Origin of the sequence: Streptomyces sp. NPDC091416 (assembly GCF_044756845.1) — a bacterium.
In the GTDB taxonomy this organism is placed as follows: domain Bacteria; phylum Actinomycetota; class Actinomycetes; order Streptomycetales; family Streptomycetaceae; genus Streptomyces.
In genome coordinates this window covers 73012-99265 of the sequence record NZ_JBIVTU010000003.1, presented here as the reverse complement: position 1 = coordinate 99265, position 26254 = coordinate 73012, and the positions used below count along the sequence as shown (strand labels likewise).

The following is a 26254-nucleotide window of genomic DNA, read 5'->3' as shown; positions in this document are numbered from 1 at the left end:
AGCCCAGTCGTCGTCCGCGAGGTACCGGAGCGCATCGACCATGCGCGCCCTACCGAGGACCACCCGACGAGGTCGCCGCCCGTGAACCGATGCTCACCACGTCGATGGAGCAACGACTCCCCGAATCCCTGGGGCCCTTGGCGCGGACCGGCAGGGCGGCCGCCCGCTCGATGCCGATCGGCGGATCGCACTCGCTCCAGCCTCTGCGCTGCCACTGCTCGATCACCTCGCACCCGATGGGCAACTCCCGGTCGACGGTGCCGGCGTCCATCTCGTTCGCCCGCGCGGCGGCCGGCTCGGCATGCTCGCGATTGATGAGGTTTCCGGTCGTGTACTGATCCGGCTGGCAGGTCGTCGAAGTGCCGGGCGGAAAGGCGGAGAGCGTCCGGGGCAACAACGTCCACTGGCTGAGCCTTGGCAGGCCGACCGCGCCCCGGCCAATCGAGAGGCTCCCGCCGAGTGCCGCCGCCGAGACGCACCGCCGCATGGAGCAGGGGGACTCCACGGCACTAGCGTGCTGTTGCACCTGGCGCTGGTCAGGGCCGGCATCCTGAGCTCGACGCCCATGGCCCGGGGCGGGTTCCGGCTGGCCGGGCTCCCCGAGCGCATCACGCTCATGGACGTGGTCACCGCCATCGAGGGCCCCGACGACGCCTTCCGATTCGGGTGTATCGGAAGTGATCATCGAACTCTCCTGGGACGTCTGCACGAACGCCGGATGCGGGCGCAGCGGCTGGACTCGACTGGGTGGTGTCGGCACCGCTCGGCCGAAGGCGGCCGCTCGGCTCCGGTAGCTCTGGACCGCGAGATACGCGTGGCGACGGGTTGAGCGACGCCGGGAGGGCCGAGCGGAAACGGGCGCGCGGCCCCTCCCCGTGGCGCGGCCCGCACGCCGGCGACCCGAACTATGGCGTCCCGCCACATACGCCCCTGACCTGGCCCTTCCTACGGTGTGGCGACACGTCCCCGTCCCTATCAACCGCCTCGGTGCTCACGTCCGCCAAGCCAGGATCGGTCTGCGGTCTGTTGCCGGGACAGTAGGGGTCGGGGTTTGAGCCTGGCGTATACCGCTGGGAGGCCAACACGAATTACGGACGAGGCCAGCCGTTCGGCGACTCTTGACTACTGGCGGACGGGCGATCCATCAGCTACGGCTACACCGACGACCGCTTGACGGCAGTGACCGCCCTGGACGGCAGGGTCGAGGACTACGGCTACGACAGCGCAGGCCGTCTCGACGAGGCCACGGCCAGCCCAACAAGTCCGTCAGGTACGGGCGCAGCTCGCCATCCGCGTCGCCCTCTTCCTCAAGGGGATGCACGAGCCGCGACAGGGCCTGAGCGCGGAGCACTGCCTCGCCGTGGACGACGTCTGTGTCTTCGGTGAGGCGGGTGAGTTCTCCTTCGGTGTCCCAGGTGAGGCTCTGAGCGGCGCCTCTGGGGCTGTAGCGCTTGGTGGTGTTGCCCTGCTCGTCGTAGGTGAAGGTCTTCGCGGTGCCGTTGTTGACGGTGACGGAGGTCAGGGTGTGGGGCTGGCCGGCGTCGGAGGTGCCGCTTGGCGGGCTGTTCTGGAAGCCGCTGCGGAGAACTGGTGGGTGCAAGGCCGGACTGTCGACCAGGTTCGATACTCGGATGAGCCCTGACGCCGTGCGAGCCGGCCGTCTCAGCTGACGCCTGTGCAGGAAGGCCGCTTCCTCGCGGGGCCGGGGCCATCAGCCCTCCGCCGTCGCGATGGCCGGCGCAGCGTTGTGGGTGAGCTGCCGCGGGTCCTGGTCCTTCCCCGGCCGCGGGGAAGGACCAGGACGGTTCGCCCCATGGCTACTTCTCAGTAGACGAAGAGGCTCTCGCGCGCCCGCTGCTCGGTCTCCATCGCCGCGATCGCGTCACGGCAGGCATTGGTGAACTTCCAGAAGTCCGCGTTGGTGGTGGCCGCACGGTTGCCCGCACCGGAGAAGTTGCCGAACAGGCTCTGACGGAGTTCGGTGGTGATCTCCAGCTGGCCGCCGCCTTCGCCCGTCAGAGTGCGGTTGCAGATGTTCTCCGGCAGGTCACCGTTGATGTCGTCCGGGTCGCCCTTGAGTACCTGGAATCCCGCGTCGCTCAGCTTCGTGGACAGCAACTGGCGGAAACGGGTGTTGAGACCACCGACCACGACAGCTTCGGGCCGGCTCGTGGGCGCACCGGCCTGAGTCGCGGTGCAGCCGTGCAGGCTGAGGACGTTGGCGCTGCCCGCGGCCATGGACCGGGCGACCGGGTCGTCACAGTGCGACGCGGTGACGTGCAGCTCGCCGTTGTTGGAAGTGCGCATGCCCTCGAGCATCCAGTAGTCGTGCACCGGGGCGCCCGCCGTGACGGGGGCAAGGGTGTCGGGCCGGTAACCCGCTATGCCCAGGCAGAGTTCGGACGTGCCCATTTCGATTCCGCCGCCGTGGATGGCCAGCACACTGGTCAGACGGGGAAGTGGGGTGGTGGCCTTGTCGTTGTCGAAGGCCTCGTGCCGCTTGAACCGGCGGGCGAAGTCCTGGCCCTCGACCGCCTTCGTGTACAGGTCCGAGTTCGAGGTGTACGTGTCCCCGCCGGCAGCGGCGGCCGGAGTCGCGGCGAGGCCGGTCAGGAGCGGGCCACCCGCAGCTGCGGCCACGAGGGTGGCCAGGACGGTCCTGCGACTGGCGTGGGACTGGGACATCATTGTTCCTTAAGTGCTGTTCGGGCCGGCTCGCGGATGTGTACGACGCCGGATTCCCGGCACGGTAGCGGGAGGGCCGACCATTGCCACACGATGGCGCGAACCAGGAGCCGGACCCCCGTCCGATGGGCGGAACTCTAACGACTGATGTGTGCAGGCGGGAGGCGGGCATAGGGCTCGCGGCTCAGCTGAGGGTTACGGGCTGGAGGCACCCCGGTCGCTGATCAGGCCGTAGGCTCGATGCATGAGGATCACTGTGCGGACGGCGGCAGAGAGCGGCCTGCCTTCGCTGCTGGTCCGAACGGATCCGATCAGATCTCCGAACCCTGCCACCGGGTCCGACCTTCCTGTCACCCGTAAGGATCACGCGCTCCGGTTTCCCGGACTCCTGTCTCTGTCTCCGCACTCGATGCGCTCTGCCGGCTCAGCGGCGACGTCGGTCGTGGTCTGCATCCCTCCGGACGGGCACGGGCAGCCGCGTCCGAGCGGACCGTACGGGTGCGGGCGATGGAGGCCGCTGAGGCGCGGCGGGGCGTGTGCCGACAGGCCCCCACAACCCCAACCGTCGTTCGGCGACGCCCTTCACACCTCACGCAGCTCCGCGCTTCAGGCCCACGCCGCCACGGAACCCCATGTCGTCAGGCCCCTCGGACACCGATGCGCCCGGGCGCCAGCGGTCGACGGTCACTACACCCGGCTCCAGCAGTTCCAATCCCGTGAAGAATTCCTCGATCTGCTTCTGTGTGCGCAGCACCACGGGCTTGGAGACCTTGTTCTGACGGTAGAACTCCGATGCCTGCGCTGCCCTGACCGGATCCGCGTCACCGCAGGCATGAGACAACGCGACATACGAGCCGTCCGGAAGAGCGTCCACGAGAACCTTCAGTACGCCCGCCGGGTCCTCGTCGTCGTCGAGGAAGTGCATGATCGCGGCCAGGACCAGGCCCACCGGACGTGTCATGTCGAGTGTCTCGGTCACCTCAGGCGATTCCAGTACCGCGCGCGGGTCACGCAGGTCGGCTTGCAGGTAGGTCGATCGGCCCTCGGGGGATATCGGGGTGAGCAGCGCCTCGGCGTGCCGCAACACCACGGGGTCGTTGTCCACGTAGACGATCCGAGCCGAGGGCACCATGCCTTGAGCGATCTCGTGCAGGTTGGGCCGGGTGGGGATGCCGGTGCCGATGTCCAGGAACTGTGTGACACCGCCCTCTTTCACCATGTGCCGTACAGCGCGCGCCATCCATGCCCGGTTCTGCTGCGCACTGCGCTGGATTTCCGGCCAGCGCTGGGCTATGCCTTCCGCGACGGCTTGGTCCACCGGGTAGTTGTCCTTGCCGCCGAGGAGGCTGTCGTAGACACGCGCCGGGTGCGGCTTTCCCTGTTCGAACGACCCGTTGGGGAACACACGATCTCCTTCACACGATGGCACGTTCGGTTCATACAACAACGCTCTGACCAGAGCCATTTGAACATACTGTGTAGTGCGAACCCACCCTTGCTCCCGGGTCGCTTCGGCCCGACTCCTCACCTCGCAGCCGCGCCCGGCTCGGGCCTGCACATGGGCTGGGAGTGGGTCCGGGGGCCCGTTCTCCCGCACTGTATTCCGTGCGTCATCCCGCTTGGCCGGGCGGTCCCGACATGGAGCGCGGAGCGCACCCACCGCGCAGGGGGACAGGACGAGCGCGCGGCCGGGGAGCAGGGCGTCCCGGCACCCTGAGACGTGAGAGCGCGCAGCACTCGGCCCGGGAAGCACAGCGGACCGGCACGCCCTGGGGTGAGAAGCGCAGTCGGCAACGACCGGGGGCCAGTCGTTGGCGTACGCCGCCGGCGACGCAGTCACGTCATAAGCCGGACTGAGCGAACGATGACACCGACGCGAACCTTCGGTGACAACCTCGGGGCGAGGACGCCCATCCTTCTGTACCTACCGGTATGTACAGTGGCTGCTACGCACCACCGCAGACCGACCTTGGGAGACCCTGTCATGCCACTCGTCCGCATCGACGCCATGCACTGCGACACGGAGCGCTTGAAGGCCCTTGGGCGGGCCGCCCACGAGGCGCTCGGCGAGACGATGGGCTTCCCTGACGAGGACCGTTTCCAGATCCTGACTGGTCATGACGGGCAGCACGGGGTGCTGCGCCACGGCACCTATCTCGGTGTTCCCCGCGACGACGGCATCGTGTACGTGGCCATCACGCTGCGGGCCGGCCGCCCAGATACCCAGAAGCAGGCGTTGTATCAACGCATATCCGAACTTGCGGAGGCATACGCGGGGGTCGAACCGCGCAACATGTTCATTGTGCTGACGGAGAACTCGCATGCGGACTGGTCCCTGGGCGATGGCGTTGCTCAGTACCTGCAAAGCGAAGACGAAGGCAACTGACGCGTTCAACCTCGGCCTTGACCTGGTCGAGCCCAGTGAGCTTCCTCGAAGCCGGTGGCGCTGAGAGCACGTAGCCTCGCCGTTTCAGTTGGGGTTGCTGGGCGGCTGAGCGATGTGTTGTTTGAGGCTGGGTCGGCCGGTGGGCATGGTGAGGGTTCGACGCGGGCTCGGGTTCTCCGAGGTCCTTGAGTCGAGGTGGGCGGGGGCGGCGGGTCACCTGGCGGGGCGGGGCAGTGCGGCCAGTCGGTGGAATGCGGCCGTGAGTTCATGTCACCAGGGCTAAAGGTTGTTGCAGAACGTCTGGGATAGGGCATTCCTCTTGTATGGGTGGGGTGTTGCGGGCTGAGCCGTTGTGGGTGGAGACGTTCACCGGCTTGCGGATGGGCCGGTTCGAGAAGTTGGTGAAGGTAGTACGGGAGCGGGGAGGAAACGGTCCCGGTGGAGGGCGCCCGTGGTGCCTGCCCCTGGCGGACCGGGTCCTCCTGGTGGCCGTCTACTACCGGACCAACCTCACGATGCGCCAACTCGCCCCGCTCTTCGGGATCTCCCCGACCACGATGGGCGGCTTACACGCCATTCCAGCCGATGCTTCCTGCCAGCACTTCTTCGGCTGCCGCCAACCGAGCTTCAAGGTCCCCTTGACATGAAAGCTCCAGCCGCCCGCCGTAGATGATCGATTCCGCGTCAGTGGTCGAAAGCGGTCGGTGAGCGTAGGACGAGCCGCCCGTTGCGGTCGCTGTACCAGATAGCTGCGGTCAGCGCGAGGATGCGCTGCATGACACGGGCGACCACGCCGCCTGGTGCGGCCTCGGCGTCGTTCGAGGTTGCCCCCGGAAGGCCTCATTGACCGACTCGATGATCTGCCGCAATCGTTTGAACAGCGGGGGCCGTTCCGGCTCGCCCTTGAGGCGCAGACCTACCGGGATGCCCACCTCAACGAGTTACTCATGGAGCCCGGGACCCACCAGCCGGCCACAACGTCCCGTCCGGCTCGCACGACACGCCCCAGACCGACCCACTCAGCCAGTCGATCGTACGTCGCCATCGAACGATCCACTCCCGTCGGCTGTGGCCCTGACCCCATCGAGCCGGTCTCCGGCCACGGCACGCCGCACGTGCGGACAACCCTTTAGTCCCAATTGCCCGATCGCAACGCAGCGTAGTCAGCACCAAGTCAGCACGGGAGGGGTGAGCACAGGTGATGACGTGCGCTTTCAGTCAGCACGGGAGTCAGCACCGCCCGACTGAACCATGGCGAATAGTGCAACTCGGACAGCGCGGTCCAGGCCCGCCTCACGCGACCAATTCAGCTCCCGATCACGACCCCGTAGCGCCCGCCCGCACCCCCGCCACCCGAACTATGGTGCCCCACCACATACGCGCCTGACCTGCCCCTTCCTACGGTGTGGCGACACGTCCCCGTCCCCGCCAACCGCCCGGAAGTGGTACCCATGGCCGCCCCAGCATCCGCTCCCCCACCCGCCTCCAACCTCCGCCGCATCGTCGCCGCCAGCCTCATCGGCACCACCATCGAGTGGTACGACTTCTTTCTGTACGGATCAGCGGCCGCCCTGGTCTTCAACAAGCTGTTCTTCCCGGACTCCGAGCCGCTGGTCGGAACCCTGCTGTCCTTCCTCACGTATGCGGTCGGCTTCGCCGCCCGGCCGATCGGCGCACTGGTCTTCGGGCACTACGGCGACCGGCTCGGGCGCAAGAAGCTGCTGGTGCTCAGCCTGCTGATGATGGGCGGGGCCACTTTCGCGATCGGGCTCCTGCCGACGCACGCCACCGTCGGGGTGGCCGCTCCGGTCCTGCTCACCGTCCTGCGGCTGGTGCAGGGCTTCGCCCTCGGCGGCGAGTGGGGCGGAGCCGTTCTGCTGGTGTCGGAGCACGGGGACGCCGAGCGCCGCGGGTTCTGGGCCTCATGGCCGCAGACCGGGGCGCCGGCCGGGCAGCTGCTCGCCACCGGAGTGCTCTCCGCGCTGACCGCGCTCATGTCGGACTCGGCCTTCGAGGCCTGGGGCTGGCGCATCCCGTTCCTGCTCTCCGGGGTGCTGGTGATCATCGGGCTGTGGATTCGTCTGTCCGTCGACGAGTCGCCGCTGTTCAAGGCCGCCCTGGCCCGGGCCGAGGAGCGCAGGTCGGCCTCCGGGGCGACGGAGAGGATGCCGGTCGTGGCCGTGCTGCGGCACCACTGGCGCGACGTGCTGATCGCCATGGGCGCCAGGATGGCGGAGAACATCAGCTACTACGTCATCACCGCGTTCATCCTCGTCTACGCGACGACAGCGGCCGATCTGAGCAAGCAGACGGCACTCAACGCCGTCCTCATCGCGTCGGCGATCCACTTCGCCGTCATTCCGCTGTGGGGCACGCTGTCGGACCGGGTGGGACGCAGGCCGGTCTACCTGGTCGGCGCTGTCGGCGTGGGGCTCTGGATGTTCCCGTTCTTCGCGCTGATCGACAGCCGCAGCTTCGCGAGCCTGCTCCTCGCCGTCACGGTCGGCCTGTTCTTCCACGGGGCGATGTACGCACCGCAGGCGGCCTTCTTCTCCGAGCTGTTCGCGACCCGGATGCGGTACTCGGGTGCGTCGATCGGCGCCCAGTTCTCGTCCGTCGCGGCCGGCGCCCCGGCGCCGCTCATCGCCACCGCGCTGCTCGCCGACTACGACAGCTCGACGCCCATCGCGCTGTACGTGATCGCCGCAGCGCTCATCACGGTGCTGGCCGTCGTGTGCGCCAAGGAGACCCGGCACCGGGACCTGGCCGACGTGGACCCGGCCAACGCGCAGGACGCGTCGGCGAAGCAGCCGGCAGACGCCGTGCGCACGGGCAAGTAGCGTCCGAACCGCCGTGGGCGGTACCGGGCCGGGCGGGCCGTTCGCGGGCCGCCCGGCCCTCCGTCACGCCTGCGCGGTGGAAGGCTCGAACCAGGTGGGGCCGTCGGTCATCGACTGCTTGATCCGGAAGAGCGCGAACTCGGGCAGCGGGGGCAGCGCGTCGACGTGGAACCAGCCCACCTCCAGCGACTCGTCGTCGTTGACCCGGGCCGTGCCGCCGGTGGCTCGGCAGCGGAAGGTGATGTCCAGGTACTGGCAGCGGTCGCCGTTCTCGTACTGCATGGCCGGCAGGGCCTGGGTGAGGACCACCCGCTCCGCCACACAGTGCACGCCCGTCTCCTCGTACACCTCACGCTCGGCCGTGGTCGCGGGCTGCTCGCCGGGCTCGGCGATGCCTCCGATCACCGACCACTCGCCGGTGTCGGCGCGCCGGCCGAGCAGCACTCTGCCCTCGTCGTCGAAGACGACGGCGGTGACGCCGGGCAGCAGGAGCAACTGTTGACCCGCCGTGGCGCGGATCTCGCGGATGAAGTCAGGAGTGGCCATGCCCCGACCCTACGTGGCGTGCGGACCCGCTCAGCGAGCACGCCGGGCACGTACCGCCCGCACCGCCACCCAGCCGAGGCCGGTCACCGCGAGCAGAACGAGCAGGCCCTCGGGGAGCGGGCCCATCCGGGTCGCCGGGGTCAGCGAGGAGCGCAGCGGCACCTCGTCCACCAAGGCGTCCGGCGTGAACATCTTCGTCTTCTTGACGACGGTGCCGTCCGGGCGGATTACCGCGCTGACGCCGCTGGTGACCGGGACGACCACGGAGCGGCTGTGCTCGACCGCGCGTACCCGGGACATGGCGAGCTGCTGGTAGGTCATCTCGCTGCGGCCGAAGGTGGCGTTGTTGCTGGGCACGGCGATCATCTGGGCACCGTGCTCGACTGTGTCGCGCACCGCGTCGTCGAACGCGGCCTCGTAGCAGGTGACCAGCCCGACGGCGGTGCCCGACAGGTCGAAGACGCCGACCTTCTTGCCCGGACCGAAGTCCCGCTGCACCCGGTCGACGTCCGAGCTGAAGATGCGTACGAACGACCGCATCGGCATGTACTCGCCGAACGGCTGGATGTGGCGCTTGTCGTACGTGGCCACGGGCCCCTTGTCCGGGTCCCACTGGATGAGGGTGTTGCGCAGGTTGCCGGTGTCGGGTTCGACGACCGCGCCGACCACGGTCGGCACACCGATCGCCTTCACCGCGTCGTCGATGACGATCCTCGCGTCGGCGTTGCGGTAGGGGTCGAGGTCGGAGGAGTTCTCCGGCCACAGGACGAAGTCGGGCTGCGGGACCTTGCCCGCCTTCACGTCCAGGGCGAGCTGCTCGGTGCGGTTGGCGTGGTTGTCCAGGACGGCCCGGCGCTGGGAGTTGAAGTCGAGGCCGAGCCTCGGCACGTTGCCCTGGATCGCCGCGACGGTCGCGGTGCCGTCCTCGGCCGAGTCGTCCACCAGCGGCAGCGACGCAAGGGCCGCGGCGACGGGGACGAGGACGGCGGCGGCGGTCGCGGCGGCGGCGATCCGGGACAGTTCGCCCGTCGTGCGGTGGATACGGAAGCGGCGGACCGCCTCGAAGAGGCCGAAGCCGCACAGCACCACGGCGAAGGACAGGAGCGGGGTGCCGCCCAGCGCCGCGAGCGGCAGGAACACGCTGTCGGCCTGCCCGAACGCGATCTTGCCCCAGGGGAAACCGCCGAACGGCACCCGGGCGCGGAGCGCCTCGTCGAGCGTCCAGACCGCGGCCGCCCAGAGCGGCCATCCGGCGAGCCGGGACACGGCGGAGATGCCGATGCAGCCCACGGCGATGAACAGCGCCTCGGCCGCGGCGAGGGCCAGCCACGGCACCGGCCCGACCTCTTCGCCCGTCCAGTGCAGCAGGGGCAGCATGAAGCCGAGCCCGGCGAGCAGGCCGAGACCGAACGCGGCGCGGAACCTGCGCTCGAACAGCACCCAGCCGAGCAGGGCGAAGCCGGGCAGAACCAGCCACCACAGCGGCCGGGGCGGGAAGCTCGCGTACAGCAGCACTCCGGAGAGCACGGCTGCGGCGGGCCGGGCGAGGCGCGGCAGCAGGCGGCGGGCCCGGGGGGCGGAGTCGGGCATCTGCGGGTCGCCGACCTGGGCGATGGTGGTGCTCACCCGGCGGAGTCTACGGTGGCGGGCCGTGGACCGGGGAGCCCCGCCCCGGTGACGGAACATGCACTGCCGGATCGTTTCTCCGATCTGTACACAGATGACCGCCGTGGCCGTTAATCTGTGCGCCAGTCCCCCGCCGACCGGGCCGGATCCGGCCCTCGCGGACGGGACGGGTCACAGGCCGGGGGGCGGACGTGATGGCTGCACCTGCAGCGCGGGGGGCCGAGGACGGCAATGTGTCCGATGCCGCCGGGGCGCTGATCCTTGCCGTCTGTGCGATCTGGTCGCTGATCAGCGCGGCCGGACGCGAGACCCGTCCCGAAGGAGTGCTGCTGGCGCTGCTCGCCGTCGCGGCGGGTTTCGCCTGCGGGCGCATCTGCGGCACGCTGCTGCCGGTGGCCGCAGCGAGCGTCGCCGCCCTGTCCGCTCTCCTCATGGCCCTGGTCTGGCGCCATGGCATGCCCGGCGCCACGGCCACCGCGGAGACCGCGCCCGGGCACACCGGCGCGTCCGCCGCGTTACTGGTCCTGGCCACCGGAGCGGCCTGCTGCGCGGCGGCCGCCGCCCGCCGGGACTCGCTGCGGTTCACACTGCGGCTGCTGGCTCTGGGCACGGCCTGTGCCGCGCTGGGGCTCGGCTCCGTCGCCGGGTTCGCAGCGGCGGCCGGCGTTCTGCTCTGCTCCCTGGCGGCGGCCAGGATGCGCAGCCGGCTGCTCGGTCTCGCGGGTCTTGCGCTGGCTGCCGGCCTGGCGGTGGGGTTGACGTGGGCGGTGGCCGAGGACGTGCTGCCCGACGGCCTCACCGTCTCCCTGGAGGGCCCGCTGACCGCCAACCGGGTGCAGCTGTGGGGCGACGCCGCGCGGCTGGCGGCTCAGCACCCGGTTCTCGGCATCGGTCCCGACCGCTTCGCCGAGCTGAGCCCCACCGCGCAGCAGACGCTCGGCTCGGACGGCAGGCCGCACTCGGCCGCTCTGCAGCAGGCGGCCGAGCAGGGGCTGGTGGGAGTGGTGCTGCTGGGGGCCGCGTTCGGCTGGCTGCTGTACGTACTGTGGCGTTCGCCGCGCAGCACGGCGGTCGCTCTGACCGCCGGGGCCGCGCTCACGGCACTGGCGGTGCTGGCGAGTGTCGGCAACGCCCTGAGCTTCACTCCGGTGACGGCGGGGGCGGGGCTCCTCGCCGGACTGGCATCGGCCAGGCGGCCGATCGGAGCGGGCGGCCGGCGCGACGACGGGACGGCCGCGCAGGAAGCGCAGGCCGGCCCGGCAGGGCTGTGAAGCTCCCGCGGGCGGGCCGGGCGGGGGTACCCGCGGACCGTCTCGCGGGCGGGTGGGTCAGGCCCCGGCCGGAGCGCCCGTGGACGGCAGGTGCAGGCGTTCGCGGATGAACCGGACGCCCGCCTCCGCGTCGTCGACCGTGACCGTGAAGGTCCGGCCGTCGCCGAGCCTGAGCACCAGCCCCTCGCCCCGGCGCACGACCACGGCCGTGCCCTGCTCGGGGCGCCAGCGGTAGCCCCAGCCTCCCCACTGGCGGGGGGTGACCCGGGGGACGAACTCCGCTCCCACCACATGGGTGAGCAGGATCCGGCGGCGGGGCAGGCCCATGTGGCCGCAGCGCACTTCGAGGGCGTCGCCGTCGACGCGGACCGCCACGTTCACGAAGGCCAGCGTGCCGAACAGCATGAGCAGTCCGGCCGCCACACAGCCGATGACCGCCATCAGCAGCGGGGCGATGCCGGAGGTCCAGTTGGAGCTGACGGCGAGCTGGATGCCCAGCGCCAGACAGGCGGCACCGGCGGCCGCGAGTACCCACTGGGTCCTGTTGGTGGCCCGGCCGGTCCAGACGGCGGTGTGAGTGTCGGCACCGGTTCGCGCCGGTTTCCGGGGGTGGTCCTCCATGCCCAGCAGCGTACTGAAGAATCCGCGCGAGGGGACGGGGCCAACGGCTCCCGTCGGGTCGCCGGACGGTCAGCGGGCGGAGCCGACGGCGGCCAGCCCACGCCCTTCGACGTAGGCCAGGGCGGGTTGCGGGAGCTCGGACGGACGTCCGCCGAGGAGGACGACGAGCCCGCCGGAGCGTTCGGCCGACGGAGCGGGTTCGGCCCCGACCCGGCGCAGGGCCTGGGCGGCGACGGCGCCCGCGGAGCCGTGCAGGACGACGGGTGGCCGGCCGGGCTGCTGGACCGCCGCGCGGATGCGTTCGGCGACCAGCTCGTAGTGGGTGCAGCCCAGCACGACGGTCTGCACATCGGGCGGGGTGAGCGCGGCGGCCTCGGCCAGAGCCTGGTCAATGCCTGCCTCGTCCGCGTACTCCACGGCGTCGGCCAGTCCGGGGCAGGGCACCTCGGTGACGTCCGCGGACCCGGCGAAGTCGCGGATCAGTCCCCGCTGGTAGGGGCTGCCGGTGGTGAGCGGGGTGGCCCAGATCGCGACCCGGCCCCCGGCCGCGGCGGCCGGCTTGATCGCGGGCACGGTGCCGATGACCGGCAGTGCGGGCTCCAGCTCCGCACGGAGCGTGGCCAGCGCGTGGACGGACGCCGTGTTGCAGGCGACGATCAGCGCGTCGGGCCGGTGCTCCGCGGCGGCCCGGGCGACGGCGAGGGCGCGTGCCGCGACGTCTTCGGGCGTCCGGGGCCCCCAGGGCATGCTGGCGGGGTCGGAGGAGAGCACCAGATCGGCGTCCGGCCTCAGCCGGCGTACTGCGGCGGCGGCGGCGAGCAGGCCGATTCCGGAGTCCATGAGCGCGATCTTCACCCGGTCACCATAGTCGACCACCCTTGCGGTCCCCGCTCAGTGGGGCAGACTTCGGCCAATGAGCGCCGTTGCCTGGATCGCCGTGGGTTCGCTTGTCGCGTGGGTGTGGCTGTTGCTGGGCCAGGGGTTCTTCTGGCGGACCGACCAGCGGCTGCCGAGCCGCGCGGCCCCGGCACACTGGCCCTCGGTCGCCATCGTCGTGCCGGCGCGTGACGAGGCCGACATGCTTCCGGTGAGCCTGCCTTCACTGCTGGCGCAGGACTACCCGGGACACGCGGAGATCTTCCTGGTGGACGACTGCAGCAAGGACGGCACCGGCGCTCTCGCCCGCGAGCTGTCCGTGCGCTGCGCGGGGCTGCCGGTCACCGTCGTGTCACCCGGGGAGCCCGAGCCCGGCTGGACGGGCAAGCTCTGGGCCCTCCGGCACGGGATCGCGCTGGCCCGGTCACGGGAGCCGGAGTACCTGCTGCTCACGGACGCCGATATCGCGCACGAGCCGGACAGTCTGCGGGAGCTGGTGGCGGCCGCCGGGTCGGGCGGCTTCGATCTGGTCTCGCAGATGGCGCGGCTGCGGGTGGAGAGCGTCTGGGAACGGCTGGTCGTGCCCGCCTTCGTCTACTTCTTCTCCCAGCTCTACCCGTTCCGGTGGGTGAACCGGGCGGGGGCGCGGACGGCGGCAGCTGCGGGCGGCTGTGTGCTGCTGCGGACCGAGGCCGCGGTTCGGGCGCGGGTGCCGGAATCGATCCGGCAGGCGGTGATCGACGACGTGTCCCTGGCCCGGGCGGTGCAGGGCAGCGGGGGCCGGATCTGGCTGGGGCTGGCTGACCGGGTGGACAGCGTGCGGCCGTATCCGTGCCTGGCCGACCTGTGGCGCATGGTCTCGCGGAGCGCGTACGCCCAGCTGCGGCACAATCCGCTGGTGCTGCTCGGTACGGTGCTCGGCCTCGCGCTGATCTACCTGGCGCCGCCCGTGGCGCTCGTGGCGGGGCTGGTGGCCGGCGATGCCCCGGCCGCGTGGGCCGGGGGCGCGGCGTGGGCCGTGATGGCCGGGACGTACATGCCGGTGCTGGGGTACTACCGGCAGTCGCTGTGGCTCGCCCCGCTGCTGCCGTTCACCGCGCTGCTGTATCTGCTGATGACGGTCGATTCCGCGGTGCGGCACTACCGCGGCCGGGGTGCGGCCTGGAAGGGGCGTACGTACGCCCGTCCCGAGGCCGCACCGGATCAGTGACCTCCGCCGGCCGGGTCTACTTGCGGCCGGGGGTCCAGTTCATGCCCCAGCCGTAGGCCTGGTCGATGGTGCGCTGCGGGCTCACTCCGCGCTGCGGCACGAGATAGCGGGCCTCACGCTGCACGGTGAGGTCGCTCCCCGTGTTCGTGATGAGCGCGAGCGCGCAGACCGTCGAGGGAACGGTGCACTCGTCGAGGGAGAAGTCGATCGGTGCGCCGTGCTGCGGCTGGAGGGTGACGGTCGCGTGCAGGTCCGCGAAACTCCGCGCGCCTTCGTAGATGGTGACGAAGATCAGGAGACGGCGGATCCTGGCCTTCTGGTCGAGGTTGATCGTCAGGTTCTCCCCGGAGGCGACGGCGCCCGTCCGGTCGTCGCCGTCGAGCTGGACGTACGGCGGCTGGTGCAGAGCGCCGAACGCGTTGCCGAGTGCCTGCACCACTCCCTTGCGGCCGTCGGTCAGTTCGTAGAGGGCGCAGAGGTCGAGGTCGAGGTCCGCATGGTGGGCGACGGCCCTGCCGAGCTTGCTGCCCCATCCCTTGAACTGCTTGCGCACTTCCCAGTTGAGGTTGACGCGCATGGCTCCCGAGGTCCCGCCCTGCTTGGCGAGCGAGACCGACGGCGCGTCCTTCGTGAGCGTCACCTTGGTGAGGCGGACCGGCTGTGTGACGGGCGGCGCCGGGGGTGCCGGAGGGACGGGCGGGGCCATCGGGGCGGCGAGCGTCGGCTGGGAGTACTGCGGCGGAGGCGGGGCGGCGGCTACCCGCGTTGCCGGATGGGGCGGTTGGGGTGCCCGCGCGGGCTGTCGCGGTTCGTCGACGGAGATCCCGAAGTCCGTGGCGAGTCCCGCGAGCCCGGTCCCGTATCCCTGGCCGACGGCCCGGAACTTCCAGGCGCCCTGGCGCCGGTAGAGCTCGCCGAGGATGAAGGCGGTCTCGACCGTGGCGTCGGTGCTGTCGAAGCGTGCAAGTTCCGCACCGTTCGCCGCGTCCGTGATCCGTACGTAGAGGCCGCCCACCCGCCCGAACGAACCGCCGTCCGCGGAGGCTGCCAGCACCACGCGGTCGACGGCGGGCTCCACCCGGGCCAGATCGACGGCGAGCGTGTCGGTGGCCGCTCCGGCAGCGGTCCGCTTGCCCTCGTGACGCACCGCCCCGGAGGCGTGGACCGGCTGGTTGTAGAAGACGAAGTCCGCGTCGCTGCGCACCTTTCCGGACCCGAGGAGAAGGAGCGCCGAGGCGTCCACGTCCGGAGTACCGGGGGCGGCGCGCCACCCCAGTTCGACGCGCACGGCCTGAGCCGCCACTGGAACGTTGGTTCCCTTTAGCATGGTCATGCTCGCCCCCATCGCGAGTCCGGCTGCCGAGACTTCTGCCGGTCAACCTAATGCCCGTCCCGCCACGAGACCCACAGGGGTGCGGGAACGGACGCGTGGACCCGCCGGTGGCACCCCGCGCATCCGCCCGACGTCATGACGCCGCGGCCGGACAGGAATCGTCTCGGCCGTCAATCGCCGACGGTGCCGTCGACGAGTTCACGCAGAATATCGATATGCCCGTTGTGCCGGGACGTCTGCTCGATCAGATGCATGACGACCCAGCTCAGACTGACATGGATACCGTCCCTGACGGGGCGCTTCGCCAACGTCGCCAGATCGGTCGCCGCGATCAATTCGCGGTAGCGCGCGCTCTGCGCCTCGTATTCCTCCACCAAGGTCGCGAGAGGAATCTCCGCACCGATACGCATTTCGCGGTCGGGGTCCTCATCCGTCCAGGGACCGCGGTCCTCCTCCCCGAGGAAGATCACCTCGACCCACCAGTATTCGACCCACCGAAGATGGCTGATCAGACCGCCCAGGGTCATGAGCGGCGATCCGGGAAGAGGAGCCTTTCCGGTGTCCTCCGCCCCCGTGCACTTGGCGATCGCCGTGGCTCGCGCGTAGTCGAGAAAGGTCGCCAGCATGGTGCGCTCGTCCCAGGAGGACGGCATATCAGTACGTGTCATCAGGTGATGATCGCATACCGAGTGCGCCGGAACACGTCCATTCCGTTCATCGACATCGACGTGGCGGTGGGAATCGGTTCCGGGTGCGGCGGAATTCTGTTCCGTGGCGGACGGAATGGGACCTGAACGCGTTACCGTCCGCCGGGCGGCGCCGAATTGGTCCGGGAGCGCCGGGGCAGCCGCCCGGTGGAAGAACGGACGGCCGGGCCGAGGGGCGGTGCCACGTGCGGGCCGGCCGTCCCTCGGCCTTCTCGTTCACCGGCGTTGCCGGGTATCGGCCTGCGTCAGACGGTGAGGTCGGCGAGCAGGGTGTCCATGAGCTCGGACGGCGCTTCCATGAAGCGGTAGTGCGGCCCCTCCAGGACCCGGAACGTGGTGTCGCCGCAGTCGGTCCAGGAACCCATGAGGCGGTGGTCGACCTCGGCGTCCTGGTCCCAGCCGAGCGCGGTGATGGGGCAGGGAAGGCGGACGGGTTCGGCCGGGTGGTAGCGCTTGTTCGTCTCCACGTCGGCGCGGAGGATCTCCAGGCTCAGCTCGACCAGGTCCGGACGGGGCTTCCCACCCAGCGACACGATCAGGGTGTGCACCTCGTCGGCCAGTTCGGCATCCGTCATCTCCAGGAAACGGCCGTGGGGACCGTCGTGCGGAGCGATCTGGGAGGAGACGAAGAGCCGGGCCGGCGCGGGGTATCCGCGTTCCTGGAGCCGGACGGCGGTCTCGTAGCCGGGCAGCGCGGACCCGCAGTGGCCGAAGAGGCCGAACGGCCGGTCGAGGTACGGGAGCAGCACCTCGACCAGGTCGTCCGCGAGCGCCTCGTACGTCGTGTACGGGTCCTCGCGGAAGCGGTTCTCACGTCCCGGCGGCTGCAGCGGAACGATCTCCACGTCGCCCAGGAACCGCGGCCACTTGCGGTACATGCTGGCGCCGCAGCCCGAGTAGGGCAGGCAGAAGAGCCTGGCGGCGCTCTCCTGCGACGGCTCGCGCAGAAACCACGGCGAGGCGCTCATTCGGACACCCCCGCATAGGCCTGCTCGGCCCCGGCACGGACCTTGGCGACCAGCGGCATGTGTTTGATTCCGGCGACGAAGTTGGAGTGCAGATGCTGGGGCTCACCGGCGAACTCGAACGCCTCGAAGTGGGTGAAGAGCTCGGTGAACAGCACTTTCAGGCTCATCCGCGCGACGGTGTGACCGACGCAGTAGTGGGCCCCGCTGCCGAAGGCCATGTGCCGGTTGGGCTTGCGGTGGATGTCGAACTCGAAGGGCCGGTCGAAGATGTCGGCGTCGCGGTTGGCCGATCCGAGCCAGACCACCACCGCGTCCCCGGCGCGGATCTTCTTCCCGCGGATCTCGATGTCGTGCAGCGCGTACCGCATGAAGTGGTTGGCCGGTGAGGCCCAGCGCAGCGCCTCGTCCACACCGGTGTTGAGCAGCTTGGGACTGGACCGCCAGTCGTCCCAGACCGGGGTGTCGATGACCGCTGCCAGCGCTCCCGTCGGGACGAAGGGAGTGGTGACGTTGGCGCCGAGGATCAGGCTGTAGCAGTTGGAGAGGATCGCCCCGGTCTCCAGGGCGCGGCCGTCGATCTCCATGCCGAGGAGCAGGCTGATGAGGTCGTCGCCCAGGTTGTCCCGGCGCTCACGCAGAATGTCGTGGAAATAGGCGAAGAGCTCCCGGTGGGCCGCCTGGAGCGTGGAGTTGGGGCCGCCCGCCCCGGCGAACTCGGGGTCGTCCGGCGCGACCGACATGGTCGTCAGCTCGGTCAGCCGGGACCAGTCCTCGCGCGGCAGCGCCATCATGGTGCCCGCCGTGGCCATGGGCAGCCGCATCATGGCCTCGGCGAAGTCGAACGGCTCACCGGTGAACGCCGGGGCGAGCAGTCGCTGTACCTCGTTGGTGACCGCGCCCTGGTACTTCTCCACCTGCTTGTTGGTCAGGGCCCGCTGCATGGGCACCCGCATGCGGGTGTGGCGCGGCGGATCGGTGGCCGCCATCTGGCGGCCCCGCGCGGGATCCTCCTTGCCGAGGAGGAAGAGCATCGTGCCCCGCTGCGAGGTGAAGCTGGTGTGGTCGCGCAGGACCAGGTCGGCGTCCTCGAACTTGGTCACGGACCAGAATCCCAGGGTGTCGTCGACCTGTTGCCACCGCACGGGGTCGCGGTGGCGCATGGCGTTCCAGATGGAGTGCGGGTCGCCTTCCCCGTAGAGGACGGAATCGGTCAGATCGACGGCGTCCAGGTCGACGGACTCGGGCGGAGCCGGCTGGCTGAGCTTCATACGGTGTGGCCTCTCTCTCAACTACGCGTCAGGCGGTCAGGCGGCCGTCGATCTCCGCTGCCAGTTCGGCAACGGTCGGGTGCAGATAGAGCGTGCGCGCGGACAGTTCCACGCCGAAGCGGTCACCGAGCCGGCCGAGCAGGTCGGCCGCGATGAGTGAATGGCCGCCCAGCTCGAAGAAGTCGTCGTCCAGGCCGACCGGTTCGACGCCCAGGAGGTCCGCCCACTCCTGCGACACGGCGTCCTCGGTGGGATTCGTGGGGGCCAGATATTCGGTGGGCAGCGCGCGGGCCGTCCTGCGGGCCGTGGGCAGGGCGGCGCGGTCCACCTTGCCGTTGCGGTTCAGCGGCAGCGCGGGGAGGGGCAGGATCGCCCACGGGACCATGTAGCCGGGCAGTTCGCCGCGGAGCCACTCGCGCAGTCGCAGCCCGAGTGCGGCCGGGCTGTCGTCCTCGGGCCGTTCGGCGGTGATGTAGGCGAGAAGGCGTTTGCTGCCTGCGCCGTCGTCCTGTGCCACCACGACGGTCTGCCGGACGTCCTCGTGCCGGGTGAGCACCGCCTCGATCTCGCCCGGTTCCACCCGGTACCCCTGGACCTTGAGCTGCCGGTCGGCGCGGCCCAGGAACTCCAGGTTCCCGTCGGGAAGGCGTCGTACGAGATCGCCCGTGCGGTACAGCCGCCCGCCGCCGGGGCCTGAGGCGTACGGATCGGGGACGAAGCGTTCGGCGGTCGCGCCCGGCCGTCCGGCGTACCCGTGGGCGAGCCCCTCGCCGCCCGCGTAGAGCTCACCCGGCACACCCACCGGGACCGGTCGCTGCTCGGGGTCGAGGACCAGGACGCGGGTGCCGCTGACGGGCCTGCCGAGCGGGACCGTGCGGCCTGCCGGGGGCGCGGTGGACGTCCAGCAGGCGGTGAAGGTGGTGTTCTCGGTGGGCCCGTACCCGTTGGTGAACACCAGCCCCGGATGGGCCTCCAGCAGCCGCCGCACCTGGGTCGCCGACACGACGTCTCCACCGGCCACGACGTGCCGGAGGCCCGCGAAGGCGTCCAGGTGCCGGCCGGTCATCTGGTGGAACAGGCCCGCGGTCATCCAGGCGACCGTGACGCGCTCCTCCGCCAGGGTGGTGGCGAGCTGTTCCGTGGACAGCGGGCCCGGCGGGTGGACGGCCAGCCGCCCGCCGTTGACCAGAGGCGCCCAGAGTTCGAAGGTCGAGGCGTCGAAGGCGACCGGGGCGAGCTGCAGGAACACGTCGTCCGGGCCGAACTTGGCCCAGTCGGGCTCGACGACCAGCCGGGAGACCGCGGCGTGCGGCACCCGCACCCCCTTGGGCACGCCGGTGGAGCCCGAGGTGAAGCTGACGTAGGCCACCGCGGAGGGCGCGACCTCCGCCGAGACGGGTACCGGCACCTCGGTGCCGGCGTCCTCGGCGACGGGCAGCACGGACAGGCCGGCCGGCGCGCTCGCGCCGAACCTGTCCTGGGCCACGAGGAGGCGGACCCCGGCGTCGTCGAGGAGCCGGTGCAGCCGCTGGGCGGGCAGGTCCGGTTCGAACGCGGCGTACGCGGAACCGGTCTTGAGGATCGCGAGCAGGGCCACGACCAGTTCCGGCGACCGCTCCGCCAGCACCCCGACCACGTGTCCCGGGCCGGCCCCCCGCGCCAGGAGCCGGTGTGCGAGAAGGTCGGCGCGGCGCATGAGTCCGCGGTACGTCAGCTGCTGTCCCGCACAGCTCACGGCCACGGCGTCCGGGGTCCGCTCCGCCTGGTCCTGGACGAGTACGTGCAGCGGGCGGGCCGGCACGGCGGCGCGGCCCGATCCCGCCAGGCTGCCCACCAGGCCGGCGTGGTCGTCGGCCAGGGGAAGGGCCGACAGGGGGGTGGCCTCGCCGGCGCCCAGCGCCCCGGCCGCCGTGGCGAGCAGCCGGGCAGAGTCCACCACCGGCCCGGCCGCGCCGGCCAGGGCCACCGACACCCACCAGCCGTCGAAGCGAACCGCCTCACCGAATCCGGTGGCCCGCTCCGGCGGCCCGGTGTCCGGAGCGAGCCGCACGTCCACGGGGGTTCCGGGGTCCAGGTCCTCCGCGGCTTCCCGGTCGGGCGCGGACAGGGCCGTGCTGATCTCCGAGAGCAGCTCGGCAAGGGTCGGATCCGCGGAGACGTCGAGTTCGAGCACGCCTTCGCCTTCGCCGTCCCGGTAGGAGAGCCGCACGGTCTCCTGAAGCGTGCACCGGTGCAGGACCGCGACGGCGACGGCCGCCGCGGCGGCGATGGGGAGAGCGGTTCCGCCGCCCGCCGGACCCGGCGTGGCGCGCTGCTGCGATTCCGTCATGGGGGTCACGGGGTCTCCTTGGAAGAGGCGGTGCCGGCCGGGATCCTGGCGCGTCGCCGCCGGAGCGAGGAACGGTCGACGCGCTGGATGGGAGCGACGGACTCGCGGGGTTTGGCCAGCTGCTCGTCGACATAGGCCGCGACGGCGGCGATCGTCGGTGATCCGAAGAGCAGGCCGAGGGGCACATCGACCTCGTACGCGTGGCGGACCCGCTCCATGATTTCCGAACCCATCAGGGAGTGGCCGCCGAGAGCGAAGAAGTCGGCGTGCACGCTGACCCGGTCGACTCCCAGCGCCGCCGACCAGATGACGGCGAGCCTGGACTCCGTCTCCGTGCTCGGTGCCTTGTGCGCGTCGGCGGCCGCGTTCGGATCCGGGTCGGGCAGCGCCGTGGTGTCGACGGCCCCGGACCGGCCGAGCGGGAAGCCGGGTATCACCAGGAGGTCCGGCGGCACCGCGTGGACGGGCAGCCGCTGCTGCAGATGTCGGCGCGCCCGTGCGACGGCCGCGCGGCCCCGGGCGACCGTCGAGGGGTCGTTGTACCTCTGCGGCGCGCCGGCGGCTCCCCCGTCCTTCGTCCTGTGCCCGAACCCGGCCGGCAGCTCCGCGTCCGCGCCCGCTTCACCGCTGCCCGGTTCGGTGCTCCGGGTGAGCAGCACCGACACCGTTCCGTCGGCGGGGTCCGCGCCGTACTGCACGACCGCGGCGTAGCCCTCCCGCGCGGCGAGCGTGGCCAGGGCGTGGGGGTCGACCGGGGAGCCGGGGCCCGGGCTGCGGGGGGCGAGGGCCGCGGTGGTGTCGGCGACCGTGCCGGTGCGGCCCGCCGTCAGCTCCGCACAGGCACGCAGCCGGGTGTGCACCCTGCTGTCCGGCACGGCATCGAGCAGCAGCCTGTGCGGAGTCTGCTCGCGCAGGAGGCCGGTCAGCGCGTCGGCGGTCAGGGCATCGGCCTGCCAGTCCAGGGTGAGGTCGGGGGTACCGGGTCCGACGGGTGTTCCGGCCCGCAGGACGGCGTCGTAGCGGTAGGCGCCGAGTTCATTGCGGTGCCGGCTCAGCCTCGGCAGCAGGAACACTTCGGAGATACCCGGAAGCCGGGCGGCCAGCTCGGCGAAGTACCTCGGGTCCAGGCAGAGTTCCTCCTCCTGCGCGACCCGGGCCGACACCGCCGCGCGCAGCCGGTCGGCGGGGTCCGAGGCTTCGTGGAGTTCCAGTTGCGCGGGCAGGTTCAGCGGTCCGAGCAGCGGCAGGCTCCGTACGGCGCCGAGATAGACATGGCCACCGGGCCGCAGCACTCGCAGGGCTCCGGTCAGGACCCGCTCCAGATAGGCGGCGTCGGGAAAGTACTGGACCAGCGAGTTCAGGACGACGGTGTCGAAGCTTCCCTCGGCCAGCGACCCGAGGTCGTCCGCGGCCCGCTCCAGGAGCTGTACCTCGTCCGCCTTGTCGGCCAGCCAGTCCCCGTGGTCGCGGATGTGCTGCAACGCGTGTGCCGACAGGTCCGTGGCGGTGTATCCGGAGCAGCGCGGCGCCAGCCGGAACAGGAGCGCTCCGGTCTTGCAGCCTATTTCGAGGACGTCGCTGGGCCGCAGCGCGAGAATCCTGCGGAAGGTGGTGTCGGCCCACTCCTTCATCTCCGCCGCCGTCAGGTACTCGCCGGTCTGCGGGCTGTTCCAGCCGGCGGGGCTCAGGGTCGGGTCGTCCTCCGCGGCCCGGGTGGAGTAGATCTCCTCGAACCGGGCGCGGCCGGGGTCCTCGTCGGTGCCGCCCTCTTGCGGGAGCAGTGTCAGATGGGCGGTCAGTCCGGCCTCCTCACCCGCGCCGGGCCGGGTGGTGATCAGCGCGCGCTCGATCTCCGGGGCCGTGTGCAGGATCGCCTCGACCTCACTCGGCTCGACCTGGTGGGTGTGGACACGGATGTCCTCGCCGAGCGGATCGAGGGTGCCGTCCGGGAGCCTGCGGGCGCGCAGGCCGGTGCGGAAGAGACGCGTTCCCGGCCGGAGCGGGTCGTCGGCGAGGAGGGTCCGGTCCTCGTGCGGGCGGCCGAGGATTCCTTCGGGCAACGGCACTGCTCCCAGGCACAGTTCACCGGGTACGCCGAGCGGGACCGGGAGCCCGCGGGCGTCCAGGACGCGCAGGACCGCTCCGGGTTCCTCCGCGCCGACCTGGGACAGGGTTCCGGTGCGGTGCTCGGCCAGGAGGGGCTGGGCCACGATGTCGAGCGCCGCGTGGGCGGGGCCGTACTGCAGATGGATGCGGCAGCCGGGCGCGACGGCCGCCAGCCGTTGGACCAGTTGCGGCCAGGGCCGCTCGTCATGGCAGACGACTTGGCGCAGAAGGCCTCCGGGTAGTCCGGTGTCGAGCAGTGCGGCCAGCTCGGAGGGGGTGCAGCTCAGGGTGTTCACCGCGGCATCGGCGAGCGCCCCTGCCCGGCCCCCCGGATCCTCCTGGCCGGTGAGGGTCAGGCAGCCGCCGACGGCCGGGGCCCACAGCAGTTCCCAGGGCGAGAGGTCGAAACCGGCTCCGGTGACCAGGCAGTCGGGCCGGTCCGTGCCGTTCCGTGCGTAGGCCGCTGCTGCCCAGCGCAGGCGATGGGTCACGCCTGCATGGGTGTTGACCAGACCGCGGGGCGTTCCGCCCGGTGTGTAGGGGTAGTTGACGAAGGCCCGGTCCGCCGGTGTCCGTGCGACCGGAGGGCGGTCGGCCGGCCACTGGCCGAGGTCGCCGGTGGCATCGAGCCGGCTGACCATCGGGTCGAGACCCTCGGGACCGTCGCCCTCGATGAGCACCAGGCCGGTGGAGCAGTCGAGCAGGACGTCGTTGAGGTCCGCGACGGGGTAGCCGGGGTTGAGCGGCACCGCGAGGGCGCCGGCCTTGAGTACGGCCAGCAGGGCGACGAGGAGGTCCGGGGACGGGGGCAGGCAGACCGCGACCGGCTGGTCGGGTAGCACGCCCCGGTCCCGCAGCTGCCAGGAGAGGCGGTTGGACCGTTCGTCGAGCTGCCGGAAGGTCAGGCTGCTGTCGCCCGCCCGGACGGCGGTCCCGTCGGGCCGCAGCCCGGCCTGCTCCTCGAAGAGTGCGGGGACCGTGGCCGGCCGGTCCTGTTCCCGGCGGGGCGCGGGGTCACCGGCACCGATCCGGGCCAGCTCCGCGGCGCCCACCACCGGCAGTTCCCGGGCGGGCACGTCCGGCTGCCGGCCCGCTTCTTCGAGGACGGTACGCAGGGATTCCAGCATGCGCACCACGACGTCCTCGGTGAACGCGTCGGTCGAGAAGTAAATCGTGCCGGTGATCGCGCCGTCGTCGGCCGGCGACAGGTCCACCTCCAGGTCGAAGCGGGCCGTGTTGGTGCTCAGCGGCTCGATGGTGAAGGTGAGACCCGGCAGCCGCGCGCTCCACTGCGGTTCGTTGTGGAAGCCGAGCTGATGCCGGACGAGGGGCATCCGTGCGAGGGCGTCGCGCTCGGGCGTGACCGTTTCGACGATCCGCTCGAAGGACACGTCCTGGTGGTCGTAGGCGCTCAGGCAGGCGTCCCTGGACTGCCTGAGCAGCTCCCGGTAGGTCGGGGCGCCCGAGGTGTCCATGCGCAGGACCACCTCGTTGATGAAGCAGCCGGCGAGGTGTTCCAGCTCGGCATGGCGGCGCCCGGCCACGGGGCAGCCGATGACGATGTCGTCCTGGCCGCTCCAGCGGGAGAGGACCACGGACTGGGCCGCCACCAACGCCATGTAGGGGGTGGCCCGTTCGGCTTCGGCCACCTCGGTGATGCGGCGCACGGTCTCCGGTTCGATCCGGTACTCCAGGGTGCCGCCCGACCAGCTGAGCTCGGTGGGCCGGGGCAGACCGGTGGCGACGTCCACCAGACGGGTCCCGTCGAGGCGCTCCTGCCAGTAGTCGAGCTGGCGCCGAACCGCCGCGTCGTCCAGCCAGCCACGCTGCCAGGCGGCGAAATCGCCGTACTGGACGGGAAGTTCGGGCAGGTCGACGGGCACGCCGCGCACGTGTGCGGCGTAGCGTTCGCCCAGCTCCCGGATGAGGACGTTGAGCGACCAGCCGTCGGTGGCTATGTGGTGCTGGCAGATGAGGAGCAGATGTTCGTCGTCGGCCAGCCGCAGCAGCATCGGGCGCAGCATCGGGTCGCGTTCGAGGACGAAGGGCCGGTCGGTCTCCTCCTGGCAGCGGCGCCGGGCCGCCGCCTCCCGCTCCGCCTCGGGCAGTCCGGTCAGGTCGACCGTCGGAAGCTCCACACCGGTGAAGGGGTGGACCGTCTGCATCGGGATGCCGTCGGTCTGTCCGTACGTGGTGCGCAGGATCTCGTGCCGTTCGACGATCTCGCCCAGGCAGCGGTGGAGCAGTTCCGCGTCGAGCCGGCCACGGAGGCGGGCCGCTCCCGCGACGTTGTAGACGGTGGCTTCGGGCTGCAGCCGGTAGAAGAACCAGATGCGCTGTTGTACGGAGGACAGGGGCATGCTCGTGCGGTCCCCGTCGTAGCGGGGAATGCGGGTGCGCGCACCGGCCGGGGCCTGGCGCTCCGTCAGCCGGCTGAGCAGTTCCCTCTGTTCAGCTGTCAGCGTTGCCGGTCGCATGGACGCCTCACTCTGTCTGCGGGGACGGGTCGGTGGAGTTGGCCGTAGGACGGTGCGGACGCCGTGCGCGGCCGGTCGGGGCACCCGATGGTGTCGGTGACATCGGCGCACAGCTGTGCGAGCACCTCGGCGGTCCGGTCGTGAACGAAGAAGTGGCCCGAGTCGAACGTGTGGACCGCGAAGTCGCCGTTGCTCTCCGCCCGCCATCCGGCGGCCTGGTCCGGCCGCACACCGGTGTCCGAGTCGCCGAGGTAGACCCGCACGGGGCAGTCCAGCGGCTCGGTGTCCTCGGGCCAGGGACCCGCCAGAACGGCCAGGTCCGCCCGGAGCGGGGGAAGCATCAGCGCCAGGTAGTCCTCGTTGCGGAGCAGTTCCGGCGGGGTGCCGCCCATCTCGCGGAGGAACGTGCGGGCTCCGTCCTCGCTGAGCCACTTCGTGTAGTCCCGGTCCCGGGCGGGACGCGGGGCCTCACGCGCCGCGGCGATCAGCAGGGCGGGCGTGATGCCCCGCTCGCGGCGGAGCAGCCGGGCGAGTTCGGCGCCCACGGCGGCGCCCATGCTGTGACCGAAGATCACCAGCGGTCGGTCCGCGAGCGTCGCCACCTCCTCGGCGAGCGGATCCAGGATCTCCCGCACGGTCCGTACGGGCGGCTCGCTCAGCCTGCTGCCGTGCCCGGGCAGTTCCACCGCCACCACTCCGATGTCGGCCGGCAGCAGTTGCGACCAACGCCGGTAGGTGTGCGCCGCGGTGCCCGCCCCGGGAAGGCAGAGCACCCGCAGGGTGACCCGGTCGCTGTGCGACCAGTCACGCAGCCATGTCAGCCGTGCCATCCACGTGTTCCCTTCACAGCCCGTCCGGCGCCGCAGGACACCGGGTTCCAGCTTCGCCACCGGGGGCAGGAGTTGCAGTCGGGGTTGTTCCTGACAGGGGCTCGTTCGCGGGCACGTGCGCCCGGGCGGGAGCCGCCGGGAGACTGTCCGCGGGCCCGCCGGGCCGGCTTGCCCG

19 protein-coding genes and 2 pseudogenes are annotated in these 26254 nt (G+C 71.2%); 7 read left to right on the top strand and 14 right to left on the bottom strand.

Going from position 1 to position 26254, the window contains the following annotated elements; genetic code table 11:
• Positions 1–49: 49 nt before the first annotated feature.
• The gene (locus ACIQMX_RS11175; RefSeq protein ID WP_363072002.1) at positions 50–505 is read right to left on the bottom strand and encodes a hypothetical protein; all 456 of its coding nucleotides are present in this window, start codon (positions 503–505) and stop codon (positions 50–52) included.
• Between the two features lie 24 nt (positions 506–529).
• Here ACIQMX_RS11175 and ACIQMX_RS11170 point away from each other — a divergent pair.
• Positions 530–661 (top strand): annotated as a pseudogene (locus ACIQMX_RS11170) (Rrf2 family transcriptional regulator); the annotation flags it as partial.
• Between the two features lie 509 nt (positions 662–1170).
• Complete coding sequence (locus ACIQMX_RS11165) at positions 1171–1386, top strand: hypothetical protein (protein ID WP_363072000.1); 216 nt, start codon at positions 1171–1173, stop codon at positions 1384–1386.
• Positions 1387–1824: 438 nt separating this feature from the next.
• Here ACIQMX_RS11165 and ACIQMX_RS11160 read toward each other — a convergent pair whose 3' ends face one another.
• Complete coding sequence (locus tag ACIQMX_RS11160; protein ID WP_402476674.1) at positions 1825–2685, bottom strand: poly-gamma-glutamate hydrolase family protein; 861 nt, start codon at positions 2683–2685, stop codon at positions 1825–1827.
• 589 nt (positions 2686–3274) lie between these two features.
• Complete coding sequence (locus tag ACIQMX_RS11155) at positions 3275–4090, bottom strand: SAM-dependent methyltransferase (RefSeq protein ID WP_363071996.1); 816 nt, start codon at positions 4088–4090, stop codon at positions 3275–3277.
• 579 nt (positions 4091–4669) lie between these two features.
• On the opposite strand from ACIQMX_RS11155, the gene ACIQMX_RS11150 reads away from it, so the two are divergent.
• From ACIQMX_RS11150 to ACIQMX_RS11140, 3 genes and pseudogenes are all read left to right on the top strand, one after another.
• Positions 4670–5071, top strand: coding sequence for a tautomerase family protein (locus tag ACIQMX_RS11150; RefSeq protein WP_363071994.1), 402 nt, complete (start codon positions 4670–4672; stop codon positions 5069–5071).
• Positions 5072–5394: 323 nt separating this feature from the next.
• Positions 5395–5619: pseudogene (locus tag ACIQMX_RS11145) on the top strand (transposase family protein); the annotation flags it as partial.
• A gap of 903 nt (positions 5620–6522) precedes the next feature.
• Positions 6523–7911 carry an MFS transporter gene (locus ACIQMX_RS11140; RefSeq protein WP_402476670.1) on the top strand — a complete coding sequence of 463 codons (1389 nt, stop codon included), beginning with the start codon at positions 6523–6525 and terminating at the stop codon, positions 7909–7911.
• Positions 7912–7974: 63 nt separating this feature from the next.
• On the opposite strand, the gene ACIQMX_RS11135 is transcribed toward ACIQMX_RS11140, so the two are convergent.
• Positions 7975–8457, bottom strand: coding sequence for an NUDIX domain-containing protein (locus ACIQMX_RS11135; protein ID WP_363071990.1), 483 nt, complete (start codon positions 8455–8457; stop codon positions 7975–7977).
• A 30-nt stretch (positions 8458–8487) separates the two neighbouring features.
• A complete protein-coding gene (gene lnt / locus ACIQMX_RS11130) occupies positions 8488–10083 on the bottom strand; it encodes an apolipoprotein N-acyltransferase (protein WP_402476667.1) in 1596 nt (531 codons plus the stop codon).
• A 194-nt stretch (positions 10084–10277) separates the two neighbouring features.
• Between lnt and ACIQMX_RS11125 the strand changes: the two genes are divergently transcribed.
• Positions 10278–11354 (top strand): O-antigen ligase family protein, encoded by a 1077-nt coding sequence (locus tag ACIQMX_RS11125; protein ID WP_402476664.1) that lies wholly within the window; start codon positions 10278–10280, stop codon positions 11352–11354.
• A gap of 57 nt (positions 11355–11411) precedes the next feature.
• On the opposite strand, the gene ACIQMX_RS11120 is transcribed toward ACIQMX_RS11125, so the two are convergent.
• Positions 11412–11975 carry a hypothetical protein gene (locus ACIQMX_RS11120; RefSeq protein ID WP_363071984.1) on the bottom strand — a complete coding sequence of 188 codons (564 nt, stop codon included), beginning with the start codon at positions 11973–11975 and terminating at the stop codon, positions 11412–11414.
• Positions 11976–12044: 69 nt separating this feature from the next.
• Positions 12045–12830 (bottom strand): glutamate racemase, encoded by a 786-nt coding sequence (locus tag ACIQMX_RS11115; RefSeq protein WP_402476660.1) that lies wholly within the window; start codon positions 12828–12830, stop codon positions 12045–12047.
• Between the two features lie 58 nt (positions 12831–12888).
• Between ACIQMX_RS11115 and ACIQMX_RS11110 the strand changes: the two genes are divergently transcribed.
• Positions 12889–14061, top strand: coding sequence for a glycosyltransferase (locus ACIQMX_RS11110; RefSeq protein ID WP_402476658.1), 1173 nt, complete (start codon positions 12889–12891; stop codon positions 14059–14061).
• A gap of 16 nt (positions 14062–14077) precedes the next feature.
• Here ACIQMX_RS11110 and ACIQMX_RS11105 read toward each other — a convergent pair whose 3' ends face one another.
• The 7 genes from ACIQMX_RS11105 to ACIQMX_RS11075 form a co-directional block, all read right to left on the bottom strand.
• Positions 14078–15406 (bottom strand): TerD family protein, encoded by a 1329-nt coding sequence (locus tag ACIQMX_RS11105; protein WP_402476655.1) that lies wholly within the window; start codon positions 15404–15406, stop codon positions 14078–14080.
• Positions 15407–15564: 158 nt separating this feature from the next.
• Positions 15565–16062: a DinB family protein gene (locus ACIQMX_RS11100; RefSeq protein WP_363071976.1), complete on the bottom strand. Its 498-nt coding sequence runs from the start codon at positions 16060–16062 to the stop codon at positions 15565–15567.
• A gap of 284 nt (positions 16063–16346) precedes the next feature.
• Entirely contained in the window at positions 16347–17069 is a 723-nt protein-coding gene (locus ACIQMX_RS11095) for a thioesterase II family protein (protein WP_402476651.1), read from the bottom strand.
• A complete protein-coding gene (locus ACIQMX_RS11090) occupies positions 17066–18337 on the bottom strand; it encodes a cytochrome P450 (RefSeq protein WP_363071972.1) in 1272 nt (423 codons plus the stop codon). Before ACIQMX_RS11090 ends, ACIQMX_RS11095 begins: the two co-directional genes overlap by 4 nt.
• Before the next feature lie 28 nt (positions 18338–18365).
• A complete protein-coding gene (locus ACIQMX_RS11085) occupies positions 18366–20666 on the bottom strand; it encodes an amino acid adenylation domain-containing protein (protein WP_402477493.1) in 2301 nt (766 codons plus the stop codon).
• A 5-nt stretch (positions 20667–20671) separates the two neighbouring features.
• Positions 20672–25249: a condensation domain-containing protein gene (locus ACIQMX_RS11080; protein ID WP_402476647.1), complete on the bottom strand. Its 4578-nt coding sequence runs from the start codon at positions 25247–25249 to the stop codon at positions 20672–20674.
• Positions 25231–26079, bottom strand: coding sequence for a thioesterase II family protein (locus ACIQMX_RS11075; RefSeq protein ID WP_402476644.1), 849 nt, complete (start codon positions 26077–26079; stop codon positions 25231–25233). Before ACIQMX_RS11075 ends, ACIQMX_RS11080 begins: the two co-directional genes overlap by 19 nt.
• Between the last annotated feature and the right edge of the window lie 175 nt (positions 26080–26254).